Genomic DNA, 18,089 nt, shown 5'->3' on the forward strand with positions numbered 1-18,089 from the left:
AACCCTCATGATATGCCTCGCCCACAAAATGACGGATAGGTCCGCGTTGCCAGTTCGACGGATTCCCTCGTTATCCAAGTGGCGCGCCGATGAATCAGTTCTGTCTTGTACAGCCCGTTGATCGCTTCAGCCAGTGCGTTGTCGTAGCTGTCGCCGCGGCTGACGACCGACCGCTCGATGCCCGCTTCGGCGAATCGTTCGCTATACCGAATACTGACGAATTGCGACCCTCTGTCGGAATGGTGAACCAACGTCCCGTCATTGCCCGGCTGACGAGCATACAGCGCCTGTTCAAGTGCATCCAGCACGAAGTCCGTGGTCATCGACGAACTGATCCGCCAGCCGACGATGCGGCGAGCAAACACGTCGACCACGAACGCCACGTACAGCCAGCCCTGCCACGTCGAGACATCGGTGAAGTCCGACACCCAAAGCTGATTCGGCCGGTCGGCCTTAAACTGCCGGTTGACTCGATCCAGTGGGCGCGGTGCGCTCATGTCGGGGATCGTCATGCGAATCCGTTTGCCGCGAACCGCGCCACGCAAGCCCTGCCGTTTCATCAGCCGCCCGACCGTGCAGCGCGCCACCGCAATGCACTCCCGGTTCATCTGCTTCCAGACCTTCGGCACGCCATAGACCTGCATGTTGGCTTGCCAGACGCGCTTGATCTCTGGTCGCAGAATCTGATTGCGTTTCGCGCGGGCACTGCGTTCGGACGGATCGCGAAGCTGTGCCGCATGGCGTCGGTAGCCCGACGGGGCAATCCGCAGGACCTTGCAGATCGGCTCGACCCCGAAGGTGTCGCGATGCTGATTGACCCAACAGCCATTCTTCCCCACAAGCTTTGATGTGCGCCAATAGTGCGCGCCCGCCACAGGCGAAAAAAAAGCGCGACGCCCGCAAGGGGCATCGCGCATGAAGCGGCGTAGCGCCACGAATGAAACGTGATGAAGCAGGGGGCGGTTCCCGTCGGCGACGGGAACCGGTGCAGGGCGTCAGGCCTTCGCGAGCTTGATGCTGGTCGGCTCGGCCGTCAGGTAGCCGACGCTCGCGCCGAAGCGGTCCTTGAAGTTCGCGCGCACGAGCGGATCGAGGGTCGGCTTGACCTTGTCGTGCAGCGGCGACTCCCAGTCGCCCGCGTGCTGGAAGTTGCTCATGATGTAGGTCCAGCCGTTGATCTCGTCGACCGCGTGCAGGCCCGTCGATTCGGCGCCGGCCGGGCAGGACAGCACGCGCGTGAGCGCCTTCGTGTCGACGTTGTACGCCCACAGGAAGTTGTTCACGTGCATGCCCGAGTCCTCGCCGATGAAGAGCGTGCGCAGCTTCTCCGAGAACTTCAGGTTGTCCGGGTTCGCGATCTTGTCCGGGTTCGCGAGGTTGCCGAGCGCGTCCGCGGCGGCGAGGTCCTCGCCGACCAGCGCGGCCGGCGCGCTCATGTCGACCGGCACCCAGTCGCTGTCGATCGCGGCGCCCGACGCGTCGCGCTGGCCGCCCTTCAGGTTCAGCGCATAAACCGCGCCCGCGGCGATCTTCTTGTCGAGCGCGACGTCGCGCGACACCGCGTTGCCCTTGACCATCGACGTCTCGATCCGCGACATCGCCGTGTAGACGATCTGGTCCTTCGCGTTCACCGTCGTGCCTTCGAGCTTCGTGAACGCCATGCTGCCGCCGAGCAGCGCCGCGTAGCGGTGCGTCTCCAGGAACGCGGCGGCCTTTTCCATGCCCGGCTTGACGCGAACCCAGTTGAACTTGCCGCCGAAGTGGACCTTCGTGTAGCTCGCGTCGGCCGGATCGGCCGTCGCGACGTCCATGATGTCCGACGCCTTCAGCGTGTTCGCGAGCGCCTCGATCTCGGCGCTCGTCGCGTGGCCGATCTTGAGCCATGCGAGCGTCGCGGAGCCGGCGCCCGCCGACGACGTCTGCGTCCACTTCGCGACGTACAGCGTGCCCGCCGACAGGTCGGCCGCCTTGTCCGCGACGAACATGAAGAGGCCGCCGTTGGTCGCGTCGTCGCCCATCATCACGGTGCGCTGGTCCGGCATCACCTGGATCAGCTCGTGCGAGATGCGGCCGAGGCAGTAGTGCTTCTTCACGGTGCCGGTGCCGTCCGGGTTCACGGTGATCTCGGGCAGGTGGCCGTAGTGATACGGGTTGGCCTTCGTCTCGTCGCCGAACGTGTTCCGGCTGAATGCCTTGAATTGCGCGTCGGTCGCGGCCTTCGTCGCGTCCGGCTCGTATTCCTCGCTCGACAGGTGCGTGCCCCACGGCGACAGGCTCGCGCCGCAGGTGATCCACAGGCCGTGCGCCTTCGACGTGTCGACGTTGTGGTACTTGACGAGCTTGAGCGCGCCGCTCGCCGGGTCCTGGTCGAGCGTGAGCACCGCGATCGGCGACGGCAGCTGGCCGTACTGCGACACGCTCGCCTGGTCGCGCGTCGTGTATTCGAACTGCACGACCGCGAACACCGTGTTGCCCTTCACGCCGGGCACGTTCGCGTTCTTCAGCGTCAGCAGCGAGCTGCCGTCCGGGCAGTCGGAATAGAACTGGCGCTCCTTGCCCGCGACCGAGCGGTCGATGATCGGCTGGTTGTTGATGTCGTAGTAGCCGCCCGCGAGCGTCGTGCCGCCCTTGCCGTCCGGCACCAGGTCGCCCGTTGCGAAGAACGGCCGGTAGGCGAGCTTGAAGTTGCGCGACGTGCCGTCGGAGAAGGACACCGACAGCGTCGAGCCCACCGTCGTCGTCGCCATGGCCGCCGGGTTGTCGAGCGTGGGCGCCGCCATCGATGCGAAGCTCGCCGCGGCGAATGCCGCGGCGGCCGGTGTCGCGGCCGCATTGTCGTCGCCGCCGCAGCCCGTCAGCAGGGCGGGCAGCGCGAGTCCGGAAAGGGGAAGCATGGGTGCGCCGGCGAGAATCTTCAGGGCCTGGCGACGGGAAGCATTGGGCAACGCGGGCATGTGGAGTCCAGTTTCGGTTGTTGGAAGCGTCGTCGCCTTCGCGTGGCTTGCGATCGCAAGCCACGCGAAGGCGAATTGAAAACTGGACTGAAGTGTAGGGACGCCAGATGAAAGTTTTTTGAATAGAAATTGTAGGGTGGTCGAGCATTCGCTCGAATCTCAGTCGCGCTCGGGCGTCGCCGAAATGCGGTGGATCGACAGGTCGGCGCCGTCGAATTCCGCCTCGCGGTCGAGGCGCAGGCCGACGGTCGCCTTCAGCGCGCCGTAGACGAGCGTGCCGCCGGCGAGCGCGATCGCGATGCCGCCGAGCGTGCCGATGACCTGCGAGCCGAACGCGACGCCGCCGAGGCCGCCGAGCGCGGGCAGCCCGAACACGCCGGCCGCGATGCCGCCGAGCGCGCCGCACATCCCGTGCAGCGGCCACACGCCGAGCACGTCGTCGATGCGCCACTTGTTCTGCACGCAGGTGAACATCGCGACGAACAGCGCGCCGGCCGCGGCGCCGGTCGCGAGCGCGCCGATCGGGTGCATCACGTCGGACCCCGCGCAGACCGCGACGAGCCCCGCAAGCGGGCCGTTGTACGTGAAGCCCGGATCGTTGCGGCCGGCCAGCCACGCGGCGAGCGTGCCGCCGACCATCGCCATCAGCGAATTCAGCGCGACGAGGCCGCTCACCTTGTCGAGCGTCTGCGCGCTCATCACGTTGAAGCCGAACCAGCCGACCGCGAGCACCCAGGCGCCGAGCGCGAGGAACGGGATGTTTGACGGCGGGTGTGCGGCGATCCGGCCGTCGTTGCCGTAGCGGCCGTGGCGCGCGCCGAGCAGCAGCACGGCGGGCAGCGCGACCCAGCCGCCGAACGCGTGCACGACGACCGAGCCCGCGAAATCGTGGAACGGCGCGCCGAACGCGTGCGCGAGCCACGCCTGGATGCCGAAGCGCTCGTTCCACGCGATGCCTTCGAAGAACGGATAGACGAAGCCGACGATGATCAGCGTCGCGACGAGCTGCGGGTTGAATTTCGCGCGTTCGGCGATGCCGCCGGAGATGATCGCCGGAATCGCCGCGGCGAACGTCAGCAGGAAGAAGAAGCGCACGAGCGCATAGCCGCTGTGTTGCGACAGCGTGCCGATGTCGTCGAAGAACTCGACGCCGTACGCGATCGTATAGCCGATGAAGAAGTACGCGATGGTCGACACCGAGAAGTCGACCAGGATTTTCACGAGCGCGTTGACCTGGTTCTTCTTGCGCACCGTGCCCAGCTCGAGGAACGCGAAGCCCGCGTGCATCGCGAGCACCATGACGGCGCCGATCAACAGGAACAGCGTGTCGACGCCGGATTTCAGACCATCCATTCCGAGGCTTCCTTGCTCAAAAAGAGGGCGAGGAACGCAAAAATCGAGCCAAGCTGGTGAACGGCTGCGTGGAATTGGTGCGGCGCGCGCTGCCGGATGGGGCGCCGGCGCGATGCGCGCGCACCGGGGAGCGGCGGCTGCCCGGGCGTGGCGGCGTCGATCGCACGGGCGTGGTGCGGAACGTTCCGATCTGGTGCGGACGAGGCGCGCGATGGTGCGCGATCGTGCGGCATCGCGCACCGGCCTGGCGCGTCAGGAGCGCCGGAAGAACAGGCGCGGGCGGCGCAGCCGCACGGCGCAGACGCACCAGTACGCCGCGACAGCCGCGAGCCCGAGCGCGGCGAATGCGATCGCCGCGAAGCCGACCTGGGACGCGTCGGCGCTGTCGGCGGCCAGCATTTCGCGCGCGACGATCAGCGCGGCCGTCCAGAAGCCGAGAATGCCCTGCGTGAGCAGGCGCGCGGATTCGATGCGGCGTGCGCGGCCGATTTCCGGCGGGTGGCGCGAGCACGGCGCGCGCAGGCACAGGAACCAGGCGACGGCCAGCATGGCCGCCAGGATGATGAGCCAGTCGACGAGGAAGTCCATGAATTGCGGATCGCGGGCGATGCGGGTCGGAGGGACTTCACTTTAGGGCGATCGCTCGCACGATTGAATCGGATAAATCCGAAATTGAAAGCCGTTTTTAACCCGGAGTGAGCGAAATGCGGCTCGCATCGGCGGTATCATCGACGTCGTTTCAACCAGAAAGGCCGCGCGGCGCGTGGCCGGAGAATGCAGATGAAGGTAAGTGAATGGCGAGTGAGCGGGCGCGGGCCCGCGCTGGCGGTTGCCGCCGCGTGCGCGGCGCTGCTGCTCGGAGGATGCGAGAAGTCCGGCGCGCCCGCGCAACCCGACACGGCCGCGAGCGCGGCTGCCGACGCGGCGAAGCACGCGACGCAGGCAATCGACCAGATGACGAGCGCGGCGAAGGCCGGCATCGCGTCCGCGGCGTCCGCCGTGCCGCCGCTTTCCGCGAGCGGCCTCGCGTCCGCCGCGCAGGCGCAGATCGACGCGGCGGCGTCCGCGGTCGTCGCGCACGCCGCGTCCGAAGCCGGCGCGAAGCTCGCGGAAGCCGGGCGCAAGCTCCAGCAATGGAGCCAGCAGGGCGCATCCGCCACCAAGCCTGCCAGCGGCCAGTGAGCGGACGCTTGCACGATCCGCAAAATGTAATTATCATGGTTACACATTGTCGCCGGCAGCCGGTTCGGACCGGCGGCGCTCGAGTGAGCAACGAATGAATACCAGCAGCCGATTCGCGTTTGCCGTTCACGTGCTCGCCTTGCTGTCGATGCAGGAGGGCGTGCCGCTGTCGTCCGACATCATCGCGGGCAGCGTGAACACGAATCCGGCGCTGATTCGCCGGCTGCTGTCGATGCTCGCGGCGGCCGGGCTTACGACGTCCCAGCTCGGCGCGGGCGGCGGCGCGCTGCTGGCGCGCGAGCCGGACAGCATCACGCTGCTCGACGTGTACCGGGCGGTCGACGACGCGCAGCTGTTTGCGCTGCATCGCGAGGCGCCGAATCCGGCGTGTCTCGTCGGGCGGCACATCCAGGGCGTGCTGACCGACTACATCGGCGACGCGCAGCGCGCGATGGAAGCATCGCTCGCCACCCGCACGCTGACCGACGTGACGGCCGACGTGCTGAATTCCGAGCAGCTTCGGCTCGATCGGGCCGGCGCCGGCGGATGAGCGAATGATGGAGCAGTGAGCCGGCCGCGCCGCGCGTGGCCGGTGCAACGGGGTGGATCACCCCATTTTTTTCGGTCTTATATGTAATTAACTAAGTTACATATGTTTCTTTCTGGAGAATCGACATGACGCAACGTACCTTGAACATCGCCCTGTTCGGCGCAACCGGCATGATCGGCTCGCGCATCGCCGCGGAAGCCGCGCGGCGCGGGCACCGTGTGACGGCGCTGTCGCGCACGCCGGGCGCGGGCGGCGACGGCATCACCGCGAAGGCCGCCGACCTGTTCGATCCGGCGAGCATCGCGGCCGCGCTGCCGGGCCACGACGTCGTCGCGAGCGCGTACGGCCCGAAGCAAGACGATCCGGCGAAGGTGATCGCGGCCACCGAGGCGCTCGTCGCCGGCGTGCGCCAGGCCGGCCTGAAGCGGCTCGTCGTGGTGGGCGGCGCGGGCTCGCTCGAAGTCGCGCCGGGCAAGCAGCTCGTCGACGCCGAAGGCTTCCCGGACGCGTACAAGGCGGTCGCGCTCGCGCACCGCGATGCGCTCACGTACCTGCGCAGCGTCGGCGATCTCGACTGGACGTTCTTCGCGCCGGCCGCGCTGATCGCCCCGGGCGAGCGCACGGGCACGTTCCGCACCGGCGTCGGCAAGCTGATCGTCGACGCGAACGGCGACAGCAAGATTTCGGCCGAAGACTACGCGATCGCATTCGTCGACGCGCTCGAGCAGGGCAGCTTCGTGCGCGAGATCGCGACCGCCGCGTATTGAGCGGCAGACGGCGGCGCGGCCCGTTTTGGCGGGGGCGCCGCCGGTTGACGCTACACTAGGCGATCCGTGCTTCCCCAGACAGGATCGCAATTTGCTTTCGTTCTCCTTGCAATTTCTGGGCTGGGCAGTAACGGCCTGTTGTGTCGTTTTGCTGTCCTGCCTTGTCACAGTGCGCCGGCCGGTCCGGCCCCTTGTTGCGCCTCGTCTCACGACGTGCGCCGTCGCGCTCGGTCTCGTGTTCGGGGTCGGGTTCGCACAGCCCGCGCCGGCGGCGACCGTGCCCGGGCTCGCGACGTTCCAGAAGCTGATCGCGCCCGCGGTTGCCGAGGCGCCCGCGTCGGCGGCCTCCGGCGCGGCGGCCGCGTCGGGCGCCGCGGCGGCTTCCACGCCGTCGCCGGCGAGCGCCGCCGAGATCGCCCAGTCGTTCAATTCCGTGATCCGCATGCTCGACAACGATCGGCAGCGGACCGCGCTCGTGTCGCAGCTCAAGGCGTTGCGCGACGTCGCGCAGACCGCGCAGGCGGCTTCCGCCGCATCGGCCCCGTCGGCGGCGAACGCTGGCCTGTGGGGCGCGATCGCGTCCGGGATGGCGTCCGTCGAATCGAGCATGAAGCAGGGCGATTCGCCGTTGCACTACTGGGCGGGGCGCTTCACGGCGGCCGGCAACGAGTTCTATACGATCGTGAGCGGCCACGGCCCCGAATCGTTCGGCATGACCCTGCTCGATTGCGCGCTGCTGCTGGTCGGCTGGGGGGCGTGCGCGGTCGCGCTGATTGCCGTGCAGCAGCGGCTCGCCGCGCGCCTGGGCGTGGCCGTCAGGCTGAATCCGAACCCGAGCGCGCACGAGATGCTGATGTTCGCGCTGCGCCGGGTCGGCCCGTGGATCATCGCGTTCGTGCTCGTGCTGTCGATCGCGCGCAACCTGCCGGAATCGCTCGGCCGCACCGTCGCGCTCGTGATCGCGTATGCGATCGTGGCGGGCTCGGTGTTCGCGGCGCTGTGCCTGATCATGTTCGCGCTGTTCAGCGCCGGCCACCGCCGCGCGGCGGGGCGCGTGCTGATCGAGCGATCGTGGCGCCTGCTGCGCGTGATCGGCGCGTTCGGCGCGCTCGGCGACGCGGCGCTCAACTACGACGTCGCGCATCTGCTCGGCACCAATCTCGCGGGCCTGATCGCGACGGTCGCGAACATGATCGCGGCCACGCTGTGCGCGTATTTCGCGCTCGCGTTCCGGCGCCCGGTCGCGCACCTGATCCGCAACCGCAGCTATGCGCTGCGCACCGGCCATCGCGCGACGACCGAGATGGCCGAATTCGCCGCGTGGATCTGGCCGGTGCCGGTGCTGCTGCTCGCGTTCGCCGCGGTATTCGGCACGCTGGCGGGCAGCCGCACGTCGTCGAACCTGCTGCAGACGTCGATCGTCACCGCGCTGCTGCTGGTGCTCGCGTTTTTCCTGTCGGCGGTCGTACTGCGCGTCACGCGTCCGAACCCCGCGCACCGCCGCGTGCGGCGCAACCAGTCCGCGTACGTCGCGCGGCTCGTGCGCTTCGCCGGCTCGCTGATGACGCTGTTCGTCTGGCTCGGCTACGTCGAGCTGACGTCGCGGCTGTGGGGCATCTCGATCGCGCGCGTCGTCGAGCATAGCGTGGCGGCGCGCGGCATCGCGCAGGCGATGTCCGCGATCGTCATCACGTGGTTCGTGTCGTGGCTCACGTGGATCATCGTCGATACGGCGATCCTCGAGGCGCTCAATTCGGCGGCCGCGCGCCGCGGCCGCAATCCGAGCGTTCGCGCACGCACGATGCTGCCGCTCGTGCGCAACGTGGTGTTCGTCACGATCCTCACGATCGCCGCGGTCGTTACCGCGGCGAACCTCGGCATCAACGTCACGCCGCTGCTCGCGGGTGCGGGCGTGATCGGCCTCGCGGTCGGCTTCGGCGCGCAGTCGCTCGTGTCCGACCTGATCACCGGGCTGTTCATCATCGTCGAGGACACGATCTCGGTCGGCGACTGGATCGACGTCGACGGCGGCCACGCGGGCACCGTCGAGCACCTGTCGATCCGCACCGTGCGGCTGCGCGACGGGCAGGGCGCGCTGCACGCGATTCCGTTCTCGCAGATCAAGATCGTCAAGAACCTGTCGCGCGACTTCGGCTATGCGGTGTTCGAGGTGCGCGCGCCGCTGTCCGCCGACGTCGACGAGATCACGCACCTGATTCGCGACGCGGGCGCCGACCTGTGGAGCGACTTCACGGTGCGGCGCCTGATGCTGGGCGGCGTCGAGGTGTGGGGGCTCGACCGCTTCGAGCCGAACTGGCTGATCTTCAAGGGGCAGATTCGCACGCAGCCGCTGCAGCAGTCGACCGTGATGCGCGCGTTCAACGCGCGCGTGAAAGCGCGGATGGAAGCGGCAGGCATCGCGATTCCGGTGCCGCAGATGCAGGTGGTGTCGCCGTCGCCGCGCGGCACGGCGGAAGACGGGACGGTCGAAGGGCCGGTCGTCGGGGCTGGCGAGGCCGGGGCGGCCAATGAACCGTTGGCGTCCGGGCCGGCAGCGGCGGCGGCAGCGGCGGCGGCAGCGGCAACGGCGCGGGCCGCGCGCGACGACGGCGGCGTGTGAGCCGCCGCGATGGGCGGGTGACTTCCGCTACGCCCTGACCAGGATTCGCGTGTACGCGCGCCGCACTCGCATGTCGGTATTTATACCGTTCGACGCCGAGAAGCGGTTTTTCATATTGTTCCCCCGAACGAAGTGTGCATAGAATAAATTTCTATACACGAGGAACCGGGGAAATGGATGCCATCGATCGCAAGCTGCTGGAGCTGTTGCAGGCGGATGCCACGCTGCCGATCGCGGAGCTTGCGCAGCGCGTGAACCTGTCGCAGACGCCGTGCTGGAAGCGCGTGCAGCGGCTCAAGGAAACCGGCGCGATCCGCGCGCAGGTCGCGCTGTGCGATCCGCGCAAGCTGGGGGTCGGCACGACGGTGTTCGTCGCGGTGCGGACGAACCAGCACACCGAGGAATGGGCGCAGCGCTTCACGCAGGTGGTGCGCGACATGCCGGAAGTCGTCGAGGTCTACCGGATGAGCGGCGAGACCGATTACCTGCTGCGCGTCGTGGTGGCCGACATCGACGACTACGACCGCGTCTACAAGCAGCTGATCCGCTCGGTGCCGCTGTTCGACGTCAGCTCGTCGTTCGCGATGGAGCAGATCAAGTACTCGACCGCGCTGCCGGTGCGCGCGGACGACGGCGCTTAGCCGTTCGCGCTGACGGCCGCGCTTCGTTACTTCGGCGCGATCGGCCGGGCGGCGCGTCAGCAGCCGCGCGCGAGCGCGCGCCGGCGCTCGTCGGCGAGCGCGTCGTCGCGCACGAACGACGCGACGAACGCGTCGGCCGGCTCGTGACGCAGCACATACGGCGTGTCCCACTGCGCGAGGCGGCCTTCGTGCATCACGCCGATCCGGTCGCCCAGCGCGACGGCTTCCGCCTGGTTGTGCGTGACGACGATCGCCGTGTGGCCGGTTTCCTTCAGGATGTCGCGCACCTCGAACGCGAGACGTTCGCGGGTATCCACGTCGAGATTCGAGAACGGCTCGTCGAGCAGCAGCAGCTCCGGCGACGGCGCGAGCGCGCGGGCGAGCGCGACGCGCTGCTGCTGGCCGCCGGACAACTCGTGCGGATACGCGCCGGCGGCATCCGCGAGGCCGACGAGTTCGAGCATCTGCGCGACGCGCGCGCGCCGCGCGGCCTTCGGCTGCCGCCGCAGCCCGAACCCGACGTTGCCCGCGGCGCTCAGGTGCGGGAACAGCGCGTAATCCTGGAACATCATGCCGATGCGCCGCCGCTCGGGCGGCACGTCGAGCGTCGGCGTCGCAATGGGCGCGCCGTCCAGCAGGATGCGGCCCGCGCGCACCGGCTCGAAGCCGGCAATCGCGCGCAGCACGGTCGTCTTGCCGCAGCCGGATGCGCCGAGCAGGCAGCCGATGTCGCCGCGGGCCAGCGCGAGGCTTAGCCCGTCGACCACCGTGCGGGGGCCGTGCGGCGTGTCGTAGGCGAGGGTGAGGGCGTCGAGTTCGAGCAGGTTCACGGTGTCAGGCTCCGATCTGGTGGCGGGTGCGGGCGAGCAGGATCACGGGCACGAGCCCGGCGAGCACGATCGCGAGCGCGGCAACCGCGCCTTCCTCGTAGGTGCCGCGCGCAGCCTCCGCATACAGCCAGGTCGCGAGCGTGTCGAAGTTGAGCGGGCGCAGCAGCAGCGTCGCGGGCAGTTCCTTCATCGCGTCGACGAACACCAGCAGCGCGCTCGTCGTCAGCGCGGGCCGCAACAGCGGCAAGTGCACGCGCCGCAGCGTGCCGCCCGCGGTTTCGCCGAGCGAGCGCGCCGCCTGTTCGAGCGACGGCGGGATGCGTGCGAGGCCGGCTTCGATGCTGCCGGCCGAGATCGCGAGGAAGCGCACGGTGTACGCGATCACGAGCGCGGCCGCGGACCCCATCAGGATCAGCCCGTCGCGGCCCAGCGCCGCGCCGATCGCGCGGTCGGCGGCCGCGAGCGGCAGCAGCAGGCCGATCGCGAGCACCGTGCCCGGCACCGCGTAGCCGAGGCTCGCGATCCGCGCGCCCACGCGCGCCGGGCCCGTGCCCGCGCTGTCGCGCTGCGCGCGCGCGGCCCATGCGACGACCAGCCCGCAGGCGAGCGTCGCCGCGGTCGCGGCGAGCGCGATCGTCAGCGTGTTGGCGAGCCCCGTCAGCAGCTGCGCGGACACGCCGCCGACGAGATGCAGCCGCTTGCCCGTTTCGACCGCGAGATACGCGGCCGGCGCGCCGAAGCCGAGCAGCACCGGCAGCCAGCCGAGCGCGGCGATGCCCCACGCGGCCGGGCCGCTCAGGCGGCGCGGCGCGAGCGGGCGCATGCGCCGCCCGTGCGCATAGCGCTGGCGGCGGCGCCCGTAGCGCTCGAGCACGATCATGCCGACGACGATCGCGAGCATCGCGAGCGCGATCTGTGCGGCGCCGGCGAGATCGGAGCGCGTGATCCAGGTGGTGTAGACGGACACGGTCAGCGTCTGCACGCCGAGAAATTCCGAGGCGCCGATGTCGTTCAGCGTCTCGAGCAGCGCGAGGCTGACGCCGACCGCGATCGCCGGCCGCGCGAGCGGCACGACGACCCGCCAGAACGTCGCGATGCGTCCCGCGCCGAGCGTGCGCGCGGCTTCGAGCAGGCTCGCCGACTGCGTGACGAACATCGCGCGGGTGCTCAGGTACACGTACGGATACAGCACGAAGCCGAGCACGAAGATCGCGCCGGGCAGCGAGCGCAGGTCGGGCAGGCGGAACTGGCGCGGGCTGTCGAAGCCGAGCAGCCAGCGGATCGCGCCCTGCACGGGGCCGATCGGGTGCAGCAGGTCGAGATACGCGAACGCGACGATGTAGGTCGGCACCGCGAGCGGCAGCAGCAGCGCCCAGGTCAGCGCGCGGCGCCCCGGGAAGTCGTACGCGGTGACGAGCCATGCGCAGCCGGTGCCGACCAGCGTGACGATCGCGCCGACGCCCGCGAGCAGCAGCAGCGTGTTCGCGAGCGCCTGCGGCAGCACGAATTCGGCGAGATGCCGCCAGTGCGCGAGGTCGGCATCGAACGCGGCGCCGACGAGCGTGGCGAGCGGCGCCGCGACCGCCGCGGCGATCGCGAGCGCCGCGGCGAGCCACACGCCGCCCTTCAGGCGCGGCGTGCGCCGCACGCGGCGCGCGGGCGCGAGCGGGGCGTCAGTTGTCAAAGCCGACCTTGTCGACGAGCTGGCTGGCCTGCTTGCGGTACTTCGCGATTTCCGCGAGCGGCAGCGGATCGACCTTCAGCGTGCCGAAGCTCGCGATGACCGGATCGAGCTTCACGTTCGCGCGCACCGGATACTCGTAGTTCGCCTGCGCATACAGCGTCTGCGCGTCGGGCGACACGAGGTATTCGAGCAGCTTGACCGCGTTGGCCTTGTGCGGCGCGTGCTTCGCGACCGCCGCGCCGCTGATGTTGACGTGCGTGCCGCCGCTCTTCTCGTTCGCGAAGGTCGGCCGCACGACCTTGATCGCGTCGCCCCATTTGCGTGCGTCGGTGCCCGGCTCGGCGTGCTTCATGTGGCCGACGTAGTACGCGTTCGCGAGGCCGACGTCGCAGATGCCGCCGAGGATGTCGCGCGCGACGTCGCGGTCGCCGCCCGTCGCCTTGCGCGCGAGGTTCGCCTTCACGCCGCGCAGCCATTTCTCGGTCGCGGCCTCGCCGTCGTGCGCGATCATCGCGGCGACGAGCGCCGTGTTGTACGGGTGCTGGCCGGAGCGGATGCAGACCTTGCCCTTCCACTTGGGATCGGCGAGATCCTCATAGCGGAACGCGTCGACCTTCAGGTCCTTCTCGACGTACAGCACGCGGTCGCGCAGCGACAGCGCATACCAGTCGCCCTGCGCGCCGCGCAGGTTCGCGGGAATTGCGTCGTCGAGCGCCTTCGAGCGCACCGGCTGCGTGAGCCCGCCGTCGACGAGATCGAGCAGGTTGCCGACGTCGACCGTCATCAGCACGTCGGCCGGCGACTGGCCGCCTTCCGCCTTCACGCGCTCGAGCAGGCCGTCCTTCACGAACACCGTGTTGACCTTGATGCCGCTCTGCTTCGTGAACGCGTCGATCAGCGGCTGAATCAGCTTCGGCTCGCGGGTGGTGTACAGGCTGACTTCCTCGGCGGCGTGGGCGAGCGGTGCGAACGCGGCGGCGGCGAAGGCGATGGCGCCGACGAGCGGAAGCAGGCGGGTGCGCGAGTGCGACATGGGAGCTCCGTGAGGCAGGCGGACGAAGAGGGCGCGCCGGGCCGCGCCTGCCGTTCGATCGGCCCGGAACATTACATAATGAAAGACTCAGGATTCTAGATCGAAATGGGAACGATTATCAAATGAAAGCTTGGGCGGGTGCGGAGAAGGGAGGGCGGCGGGAGTGGGGAAATGCGCGGCAACGCGCGCGCAAGCGCGTAGAATGCCCGCTTCGATGAATTTGACGGAGCCGGGCCGGACTATGAGCGATCAGCGCAAGAAGAACCCTGTACGCAACGTGAGCATCCTGATCGTCGTGGCCGTGCTGCTCGTGATCGGCACGATCCTCTATAACGCGATCTCGGAGAAGCGCGCGTACGACGACGCGCACCCGGCCGTCGCGTCGAGCGCATCGGCCGCGCACTGACGCGGCGCGTGCGCCCGCCGAAGCAGGGCGCCGCGTGTGTGCGTCAACCGTGCGTCAACGTGACGCAGCGGCGAATTTCGGCCGGAGCCGCGTGAAGAAGACCGCCGCGAGCAGCACGAGCCAGGCGGCGCCGACCACCAACGCGATGCGGGTGTCCTCGAACCAGCCGAGCATCGCGATCACGAAGCCCATGAACGCGATCGTCAGCGCCGGCGCGACCGGCCACAGCGGCACCTTGAACTTCAGCGCCGCGACTTCCGCGGCCGACAGGCGCCGCCGCATCGCGACCTGCGACAGCAGGATCATCAGCCACACCCAAACGGTCGCGAACGTCGCGATCGCCGCGACCATCAGGAACACGTCCTTCGGCATCAGGTAGTTGAGCAGCACGCCGACGAACAGCGCGCCGGCCATCACGAGCACCGTGACCCACGGCACTCCGTGCCGCGACGTCTTCGTCAGCACGCGCGGCGCCTGGCCCTGCCGCGCCATCCCGAACATCATGCGGCCCGCGCCGAAGATGTCGCTGTTGATCGCCGAGATCGCCGCGCTGATCACGACGAGGTTGAGGATCGTCGCCGCCGATTTCACGCCGAGCGCGGAGAAGATCTGCACGAACGGGCTGCCGCCGTTGCCGACGGTCGTCCACGGGCTGATCGACATCAGCACGACCATCGTCAGCACGTAGAACAGCAGGATCCGCGCCGGCACCGCGTTGATCGCGCGCGGGATCACGCGCTCCGGGTCCTTCGCCTCGCCGGCGCTCATCCCGATCACCTCGATGCCGCCGTACGCGAAGATCACGACCGACAGCGACGCGACGAGCCCGCCGATGCCGTTCGGCAGGAAGCCGCCGTGATTCCACAGGTTCGCGAACGACGGCGCGTCGGCCGCGTGGCCGATGCGCATGCCGGTCGCGAGGATCGCGACGCCGCCGCCGATCATCGCGACGATCGCGCCGACCTTGATGATCGACAGCCAGAACTCGAGCTCGCCGAACACCTTCACGTGGCACAGGTTGAGCCCGCAGATGATCGTCACGACCGCGAGCACCCAGATCCACTGCGGCACGCCCGGAAACCAGAAGGCCATGTAAATGCCGAACGCGGTGATGTCCGCGATCGCGACGATCACCATTTCGAGCGTGTAGGTCCAGCCGGTGACGAAGCCCGCGAACGGGCCGAGGTTCTCGGTCGCGTAGTGGCCGAACGAGCCGGCAACCGGCTCGCGCACGGCCATCTCGCCGAGCGCGCGCATCACCATGTAGACGGCCGCGCCGCCGAGGATGTAAGCCAGGATCACCGCCGGGCCAGCGAGCTGGATCGCGGACGCCGAGCCGTAGAAGAGGCCGGTGCCGATCGCCGAGCCCAGCGCGAGAAAGCGGATGTGCCGCGCGCTCAGGTGGCGCTGCAAGTTCTTCATCGAGTCTCCGATATCGTTTTGCGACGGACCGGTCGAACGGGCCGGTCCGGTCGTCTCAAGTTGTCTATACAACTTAGTCGTGGACGAATGATAACAAGCGGGGCCGGGTGGCTGGAATCGGGTATTCCCTGACTGGCGTACCGGACGGAATGGCTTGCGGCGTGCGCGCGGGGCGGGCAGGTCATGCGTGGGGCTTCGTTTTATCGGGAAACGCCGCGGGCCGGCCCGCGGCGGCAAACGTCATGCGGGCAGGCGGATGACGCTCGCATCCTTGCGGATCAGCAGCGACGACGCGAGCATCTGCTTGCACTGGTGCGCGAGCACCTTCAGGTCGTGCGTGAGCTCCGCGCCGACCGCGTCGGACTGCTCGGCGGCGACCACCATCGCGTCGAGCTCGCGCGTGATCTGCTTGGTGGCCTCGAGCTGGTGCGCGGGCGGCGGTTCGCCGGCCTCGGCCTTCTCGAGGTTCTCGAGGATCGCGGTGAGCCCGCGTTCGAGCGTGTCGCCGTGGCTTGCGCCCGGCCCGGCCGCGCACGCGTTGCGGATCAGCGGCGCGGCGGCCGTGATCTGCGCGCCGAGCACGTGCGTCTGCACGAGCAGGTCGTTCAGCTCCGGCACGAAGCGCTGGTGCGCCTTCGGCTCGATCATCATCCGCTGGAACGCCTGGCCGAGGTTCGCGAACGCGATGTGCACGTTCTTGCGGGCGAGGCGGTACGGATAATCGTCGTCGAGGCCGGCGGCCGGCGTCTCGACCGCCGCGGCGACGACCGGCACGACGGCCGCGCCGTCGGCGGTCGGCACCGCCGGCGCGGACGTGCCGCGCCCGGCGCGCCACGCGGCCTGGAAGTACTTGCGGGTGGCCGTCAGCATGTCGGCGACCTGCTTGCCCATCAGCCGGTATTCCCAGTACGGGAACAGCCGGCTCGCGGCGATCGCGATCATGCAGCCGACCACGGTGTCGATCGCGCGCTCGCCGATGATCGCCATGTTGCCCGGCGCGAGCAGGTGGAACATCAGCAGCACGTATGCCGACGTGAACACGACGCTCGCCGCGTAGTTGAACAGCAGCAGGCTGTAGCTCATCACCATCGAGCCGAACATGATCGCGATCAGCAGGTGCGCATCCTTGACCGTGTAGATCAGCGCGACGCTCGCCGCGCAGCCGATCAGCGTGCCGACGATACGCGCCGTGTTGCGCTGCTTGGTCAGCGAGTAGCCGGGCTTCAGGATGATGATGGTCGTCATCACGATCCAGTACGCGTTGGTGAGCGGCAGGAGCCGCCCGAGCCAGAAGCCGACCGCGACCGCGATCGTCACGCGCAGCGCATGGCGCAAGCTCGGCGAGCGCATGTTCAGGTTCGAGAAGATCAGCAGCGGCGACACGCTGCGGCGCTGCAGGAAGCGCGTGAGCGCCTTGTCGATCCGCAGTTCGGTCTGCTGCGGATCGGCGCGGCCCGACAGGTTGCGGCGCATCCGGTCGATCAGGCGCGTCGCGCTCCAGATGCGCCGGAACGTCGCGAGCACCGCCGCGTACGCTTCCGCGTTGGTGGTCGGGAAGTTCTTCTTGCGCATCAGCTCGATTTCATACTCGATCGCGCGCAGCTCGGCCTTCACGCTGATCCGCGAATGCGGCGCGCGGTTCTCGAGCACGGCGAGGCCGATCTGCTCGAGGTCGATGGCCGCCTTGCGGATCAGGTCGCGGTAGAAGATGATCAGGTCCGAGCCGCCGAACGTGTTGCGCACGAGCGGATAGTCGGTGTGCGCGCCGACGAACAGCTCGTGCAGGTCGACACTGTTGATGAACAGGTTGTACATCGTCACGCGGCCCGGGTCGAGCTTCCCGCGCCGCAGCTTCGGCAGGTTGCGCAGCACGATGTCGCGCGCGGTTTCCTGCGTCTCGACCGCGGTGATCTGCTTCGCGACCAGGTTGCGATAGCACTCGTCGAGATCGGCGTCGAGGTCGTAGAATGCGGCGCGCGCGAGCAGGTAGTCGGCGCACGCGAACAGGCTCTCGGCGAGCGCCTGCTGCTCGATCCGGCGCGCCTGCCAGCTCGACACGACGGTGGCCCAGTACGTGTACCAGAGGCCGCCCGCGAGAATCCAGCCCGCGTTGACGAACGCCTGCAGCGGCGTGAGCTTCTCCTCGAGCGTCATCACCATCATGAACAGCGTCGCGAAGCTGATCTGCGGCCAGCGGTTGCCGTACACGACGATCAGCGACAGCACGAACGTGAGCGGCACGATCGTCAGCCACAGCGCGAAGATGTTGGGCGTCGCGAGGCCCGTCGCGAGCGCGGCGAGAAAACCGATCACGCTGCACGCGAGCATTTCGTTGTGCTTGTGCTTGAGCGGGCCCGGCATGTCGACGACGCAGGCGCCGAGCGCGCCGGTCGAGATCGTGAAGCCGATCTCGCGGTTGTTGAACACGATCAGGCACAGCACGGCCGGCAGCGATACGCCGATCGCGATGCGCAGGCCACCGAAAAAATACTGGCTGTAAAGAAACTTTCTGATTTCGACGGAATAGCGCATCGATGGTCGGAATGGCTGACGACGAGACGACGCCAGGGCGGCATCGAGACTGGCGACGAGTCTATCGTATTTCGCGGGGCCCAAGCCCCTGGCCGTTCGACGGATACGCTTTGCG

At 68.7% G+C, this 18,089-nt stretch carries 14 protein-coding genes, 1 pseudogene and 1 other annotated feature; of the genes and pseudogenes, 6 read left to right on the plus strand and 9 right to left on the minus strand.

The window, feature by feature from the left end:
- Positions 1-5 precede the first annotated feature (5 nt).
- The 4 genes and pseudogenes from KY49_RS04545 to KY49_RS04560 form a co-directional block, all read right to left on the minus strand.
- Positions 6-821: pseudogene (locus tag KY49_RS04545) on the minus strand (IS3 family transposase); the annotation flags it as partial.
- Positions 756-891: a sequence feature (AL1L pseudoknot), on the minus strand. (Overlaps the previous pseudogene by 66 nt.)
- A 104-nt stretch (positions 892-995) precedes the next feature.
- A complete protein-coding gene (locus KY49_RS04550; protein WP_042583530.1) occupies positions 996-2,954 on the minus strand; it encodes a PhoX family protein in 1,959 nt (652 codons plus the stop codon).
- A 159-nt stretch (positions 2,955-3,113) separates the two neighbouring features.
- Positions 3,114-4,307 carry an ammonium transporter gene (locus KY49_RS04555; protein WP_042583531.1) on the minus strand — a complete coding sequence of 398 codons (1,194 nt, stop codon included), beginning with the start codon at positions 4,305-4,307 and terminating at the stop codon, positions 3,114-3,116.
- Between the two features lie 252 nt (positions 4,308-4,559).
- Positions 4,560-4,895: a hypothetical protein gene (locus KY49_RS04560; RefSeq protein ID WP_042583532.1), complete on the minus strand. Its 336-nt coding sequence runs from the start codon at positions 4,893-4,895 to the stop codon at positions 4,560-4,562.
- Between the two features lie 186 nt (positions 4,896-5,081).
- Between KY49_RS04560 and KY49_RS04565 the strand changes: the two genes are divergently transcribed.
- The 5 genes from KY49_RS04565 (at position 5,082) to KY49_RS04585 (ending at position 10,067) form a co-directional block, all read left to right on the plus strand.
- Positions 5,082-5,489 (plus strand): hypothetical protein, encoded by a 408-nt coding sequence (locus KY49_RS04565; protein ID WP_415867398.1) that lies wholly within the window; start codon positions 5,082-5,084, stop codon positions 5,487-5,489.
- 94 nt (positions 5,490-5,583) lie between these two features.
- Positions 5,584-6,039, plus strand: coding sequence for an Rrf2 family transcriptional regulator (locus KY49_RS04570; protein WP_042583533.1), 456 nt, complete (start codon positions 5,584-5,586; stop codon positions 6,037-6,039).
- A gap of 125 nt (positions 6,040-6,164) precedes the next feature.
- Positions 6,165-6,806, plus strand: coding sequence for an NAD(P)-dependent oxidoreductase (locus tag KY49_RS04575; RefSeq protein WP_042583534.1), 642 nt, complete (start codon positions 6,165-6,167; stop codon positions 6,804-6,806).
- 148 nt (positions 6,807-6,954) lie between these two features.
- Positions 6,955-9,426 (plus strand): mechanosensitive ion channel family protein, encoded by a 2,472-nt coding sequence (locus KY49_RS04580; RefSeq protein WP_442854604.1) that lies wholly within the window; start codon positions 6,955-6,957, stop codon positions 9,424-9,426.
- Between the two features lie 173 nt (positions 9,427-9,599).
- The gene (locus KY49_RS04585) at positions 9,600-10,067 is read left to right on the plus strand and encodes an Lrp/AsnC family transcriptional regulator (RefSeq protein ID WP_042583536.1); all 468 of its coding nucleotides are present in this window, start codon (positions 9,600-9,602) and stop codon (positions 10,065-10,067) included.
- A 56-nt stretch (positions 10,068-10,123) separates the two neighbouring features.
- On the opposite strand, the gene KY49_RS04590 is transcribed toward KY49_RS04585, so the two are convergent.
- Genes KY49_RS04590 through KY49_RS04600 form a run of 3 tightly spaced genes read right to left on the minus strand, consistent with a single transcriptional unit; the run spans position 10,124 to position 13,614 of the window.
- Entirely contained in the window at positions 10,124-10,897 is a 774-nt protein-coding gene (locus KY49_RS04590) for an ABC transporter ATP-binding protein (RefSeq protein WP_042583537.1), read from the minus strand.
- Positions 10,898-10,901: 4 nt separating this feature from the next.
- Positions 10,902-12,581, minus strand: coding sequence for an ABC transporter permease (locus KY49_RS04595; protein ID WP_042583538.1), 1,680 nt, complete (start codon positions 12,579-12,581; stop codon positions 10,902-10,904).
- A complete protein-coding gene (locus KY49_RS04600) occupies positions 12,571-13,614 on the minus strand; it encodes a Fe(3+) ABC transporter substrate-binding protein (protein ID WP_042583539.1) in 1,044 nt (347 codons plus the stop codon). The genes KY49_RS04595 and KY49_RS04600 overlap by 11 nt, the downstream gene beginning before the upstream one ends.
- A gap of 241 nt (positions 13,615-13,855) precedes the next feature.
- Between KY49_RS04600 and KY49_RS38025 the strand changes: the two genes are divergently transcribed.
- Entirely contained in the window at positions 13,856-14,020 is a 165-nt protein-coding gene (locus KY49_RS38025) for a hypothetical protein (protein ID WP_088500533.1), read from the plus strand.
- Between the two features lie 54 nt (positions 14,021-14,074).
- On the opposite strand, the gene KY49_RS04605 is transcribed toward KY49_RS38025, so the two are convergent.
- Both KY49_RS04605 and KY49_RS04610 read right to left on the minus strand, forming a co-directional pair.
- The gene (locus KY49_RS04605; RefSeq protein WP_042583540.1) at positions 14,075-15,442 is read right to left on the minus strand and encodes an amino acid permease; all 1,368 of its coding nucleotides are present in this window, start codon (positions 15,440-15,442) and stop codon (positions 14,075-14,077) included.
- Between the two features lie 240 nt (positions 15,443-15,682).
- Complete coding sequence (locus KY49_RS04610) at positions 15,683-17,974, minus strand: FUSC family protein (protein WP_042583541.1); 2,292 nt, start codon at positions 17,972-17,974, stop codon at positions 15,683-15,685.
- Positions 17,975-18,089: the final 115 nt, after the last annotated feature.

The sequence above is a fragment of the Burkholderia sp. MSHR3999 genome, assembly GCF_000833595.1.
GTDB classification, from domain to species: Bacteria; Pseudomonadota; Gammaproteobacteria; order Burkholderiales; family Burkholderiaceae; genus Burkholderia; species Burkholderia ubonensis.

Coding starts and splice junctions, on each gene's coding strand:
- KY49_RS04550 (WP_042583530.1), bottom strand. CDS start 2,954: ATGCCCGCGTTGCCCAATGCTTCCCGTCGCCAGGCCCTGAAGATTCTC.
- KY49_RS04555 (WP_042583531.1), bottom strand. CDS start 4,307: ATGGATGGTCTGAAATCCGGCGTCGACACGCTGTTCCTGTTGATCGGC.
- KY49_RS04560 (WP_042583532.1), bottom strand. CDS start 4,895: ATGGACTTCCTCGTCGACTGGCTCATCATCCTGGCGGCCATGCTGGCC.
- KY49_RS04565 (WP_415867398.1), top strand. CDS start 5,082: ATGCAGATGAAGGTAAGTGAATGGCGAGTGAGCGGGCGCGGGCCCGCG.
- KY49_RS04570 (WP_042583533.1), top strand. CDS start 5,584: ATGAATACCAGCAGCCGATTCGCGTTTGCCGTTCACGTGCTCGCCTTG.
- KY49_RS04575 (WP_042583534.1), top strand. CDS start 6,165: ATGACGCAACGTACCTTGAACATCGCCCTGTTCGGCGCAACCGGCATG.
- KY49_RS04585 (WP_042583536.1), top strand. CDS start 9,600: ATGGATGCCATCGATCGCAAGCTGCTGGAGCTGTTGCAGGCGGATGCC.
- KY49_RS04600 (WP_042583539.1), bottom strand. CDS start 13,614: ATGTCGCACTCGCGCACCCGCCTGCTTCCGCTCGTCGGCGCCATCGCC.
- KY49_RS38025 (WP_088500533.1), top strand. CDS start 13,856: ATGAGCGATCAGCGCAAGAAGAACCCTGTACGCAACGTGAGCATCCTG.
- KY49_RS04605 (WP_042583540.1), bottom strand. CDS start 15,442: ATGAAGAACTTGCAGCGCCACCTGAGCGCGCGGCACATCCGCTTTCTC.
- KY49_RS04610 (WP_042583541.1), bottom strand. CDS start 17,974: ATGCGCTATTCCGTCGAAATCAGAAAGTTTCTTTACAGCCAGTATTTT.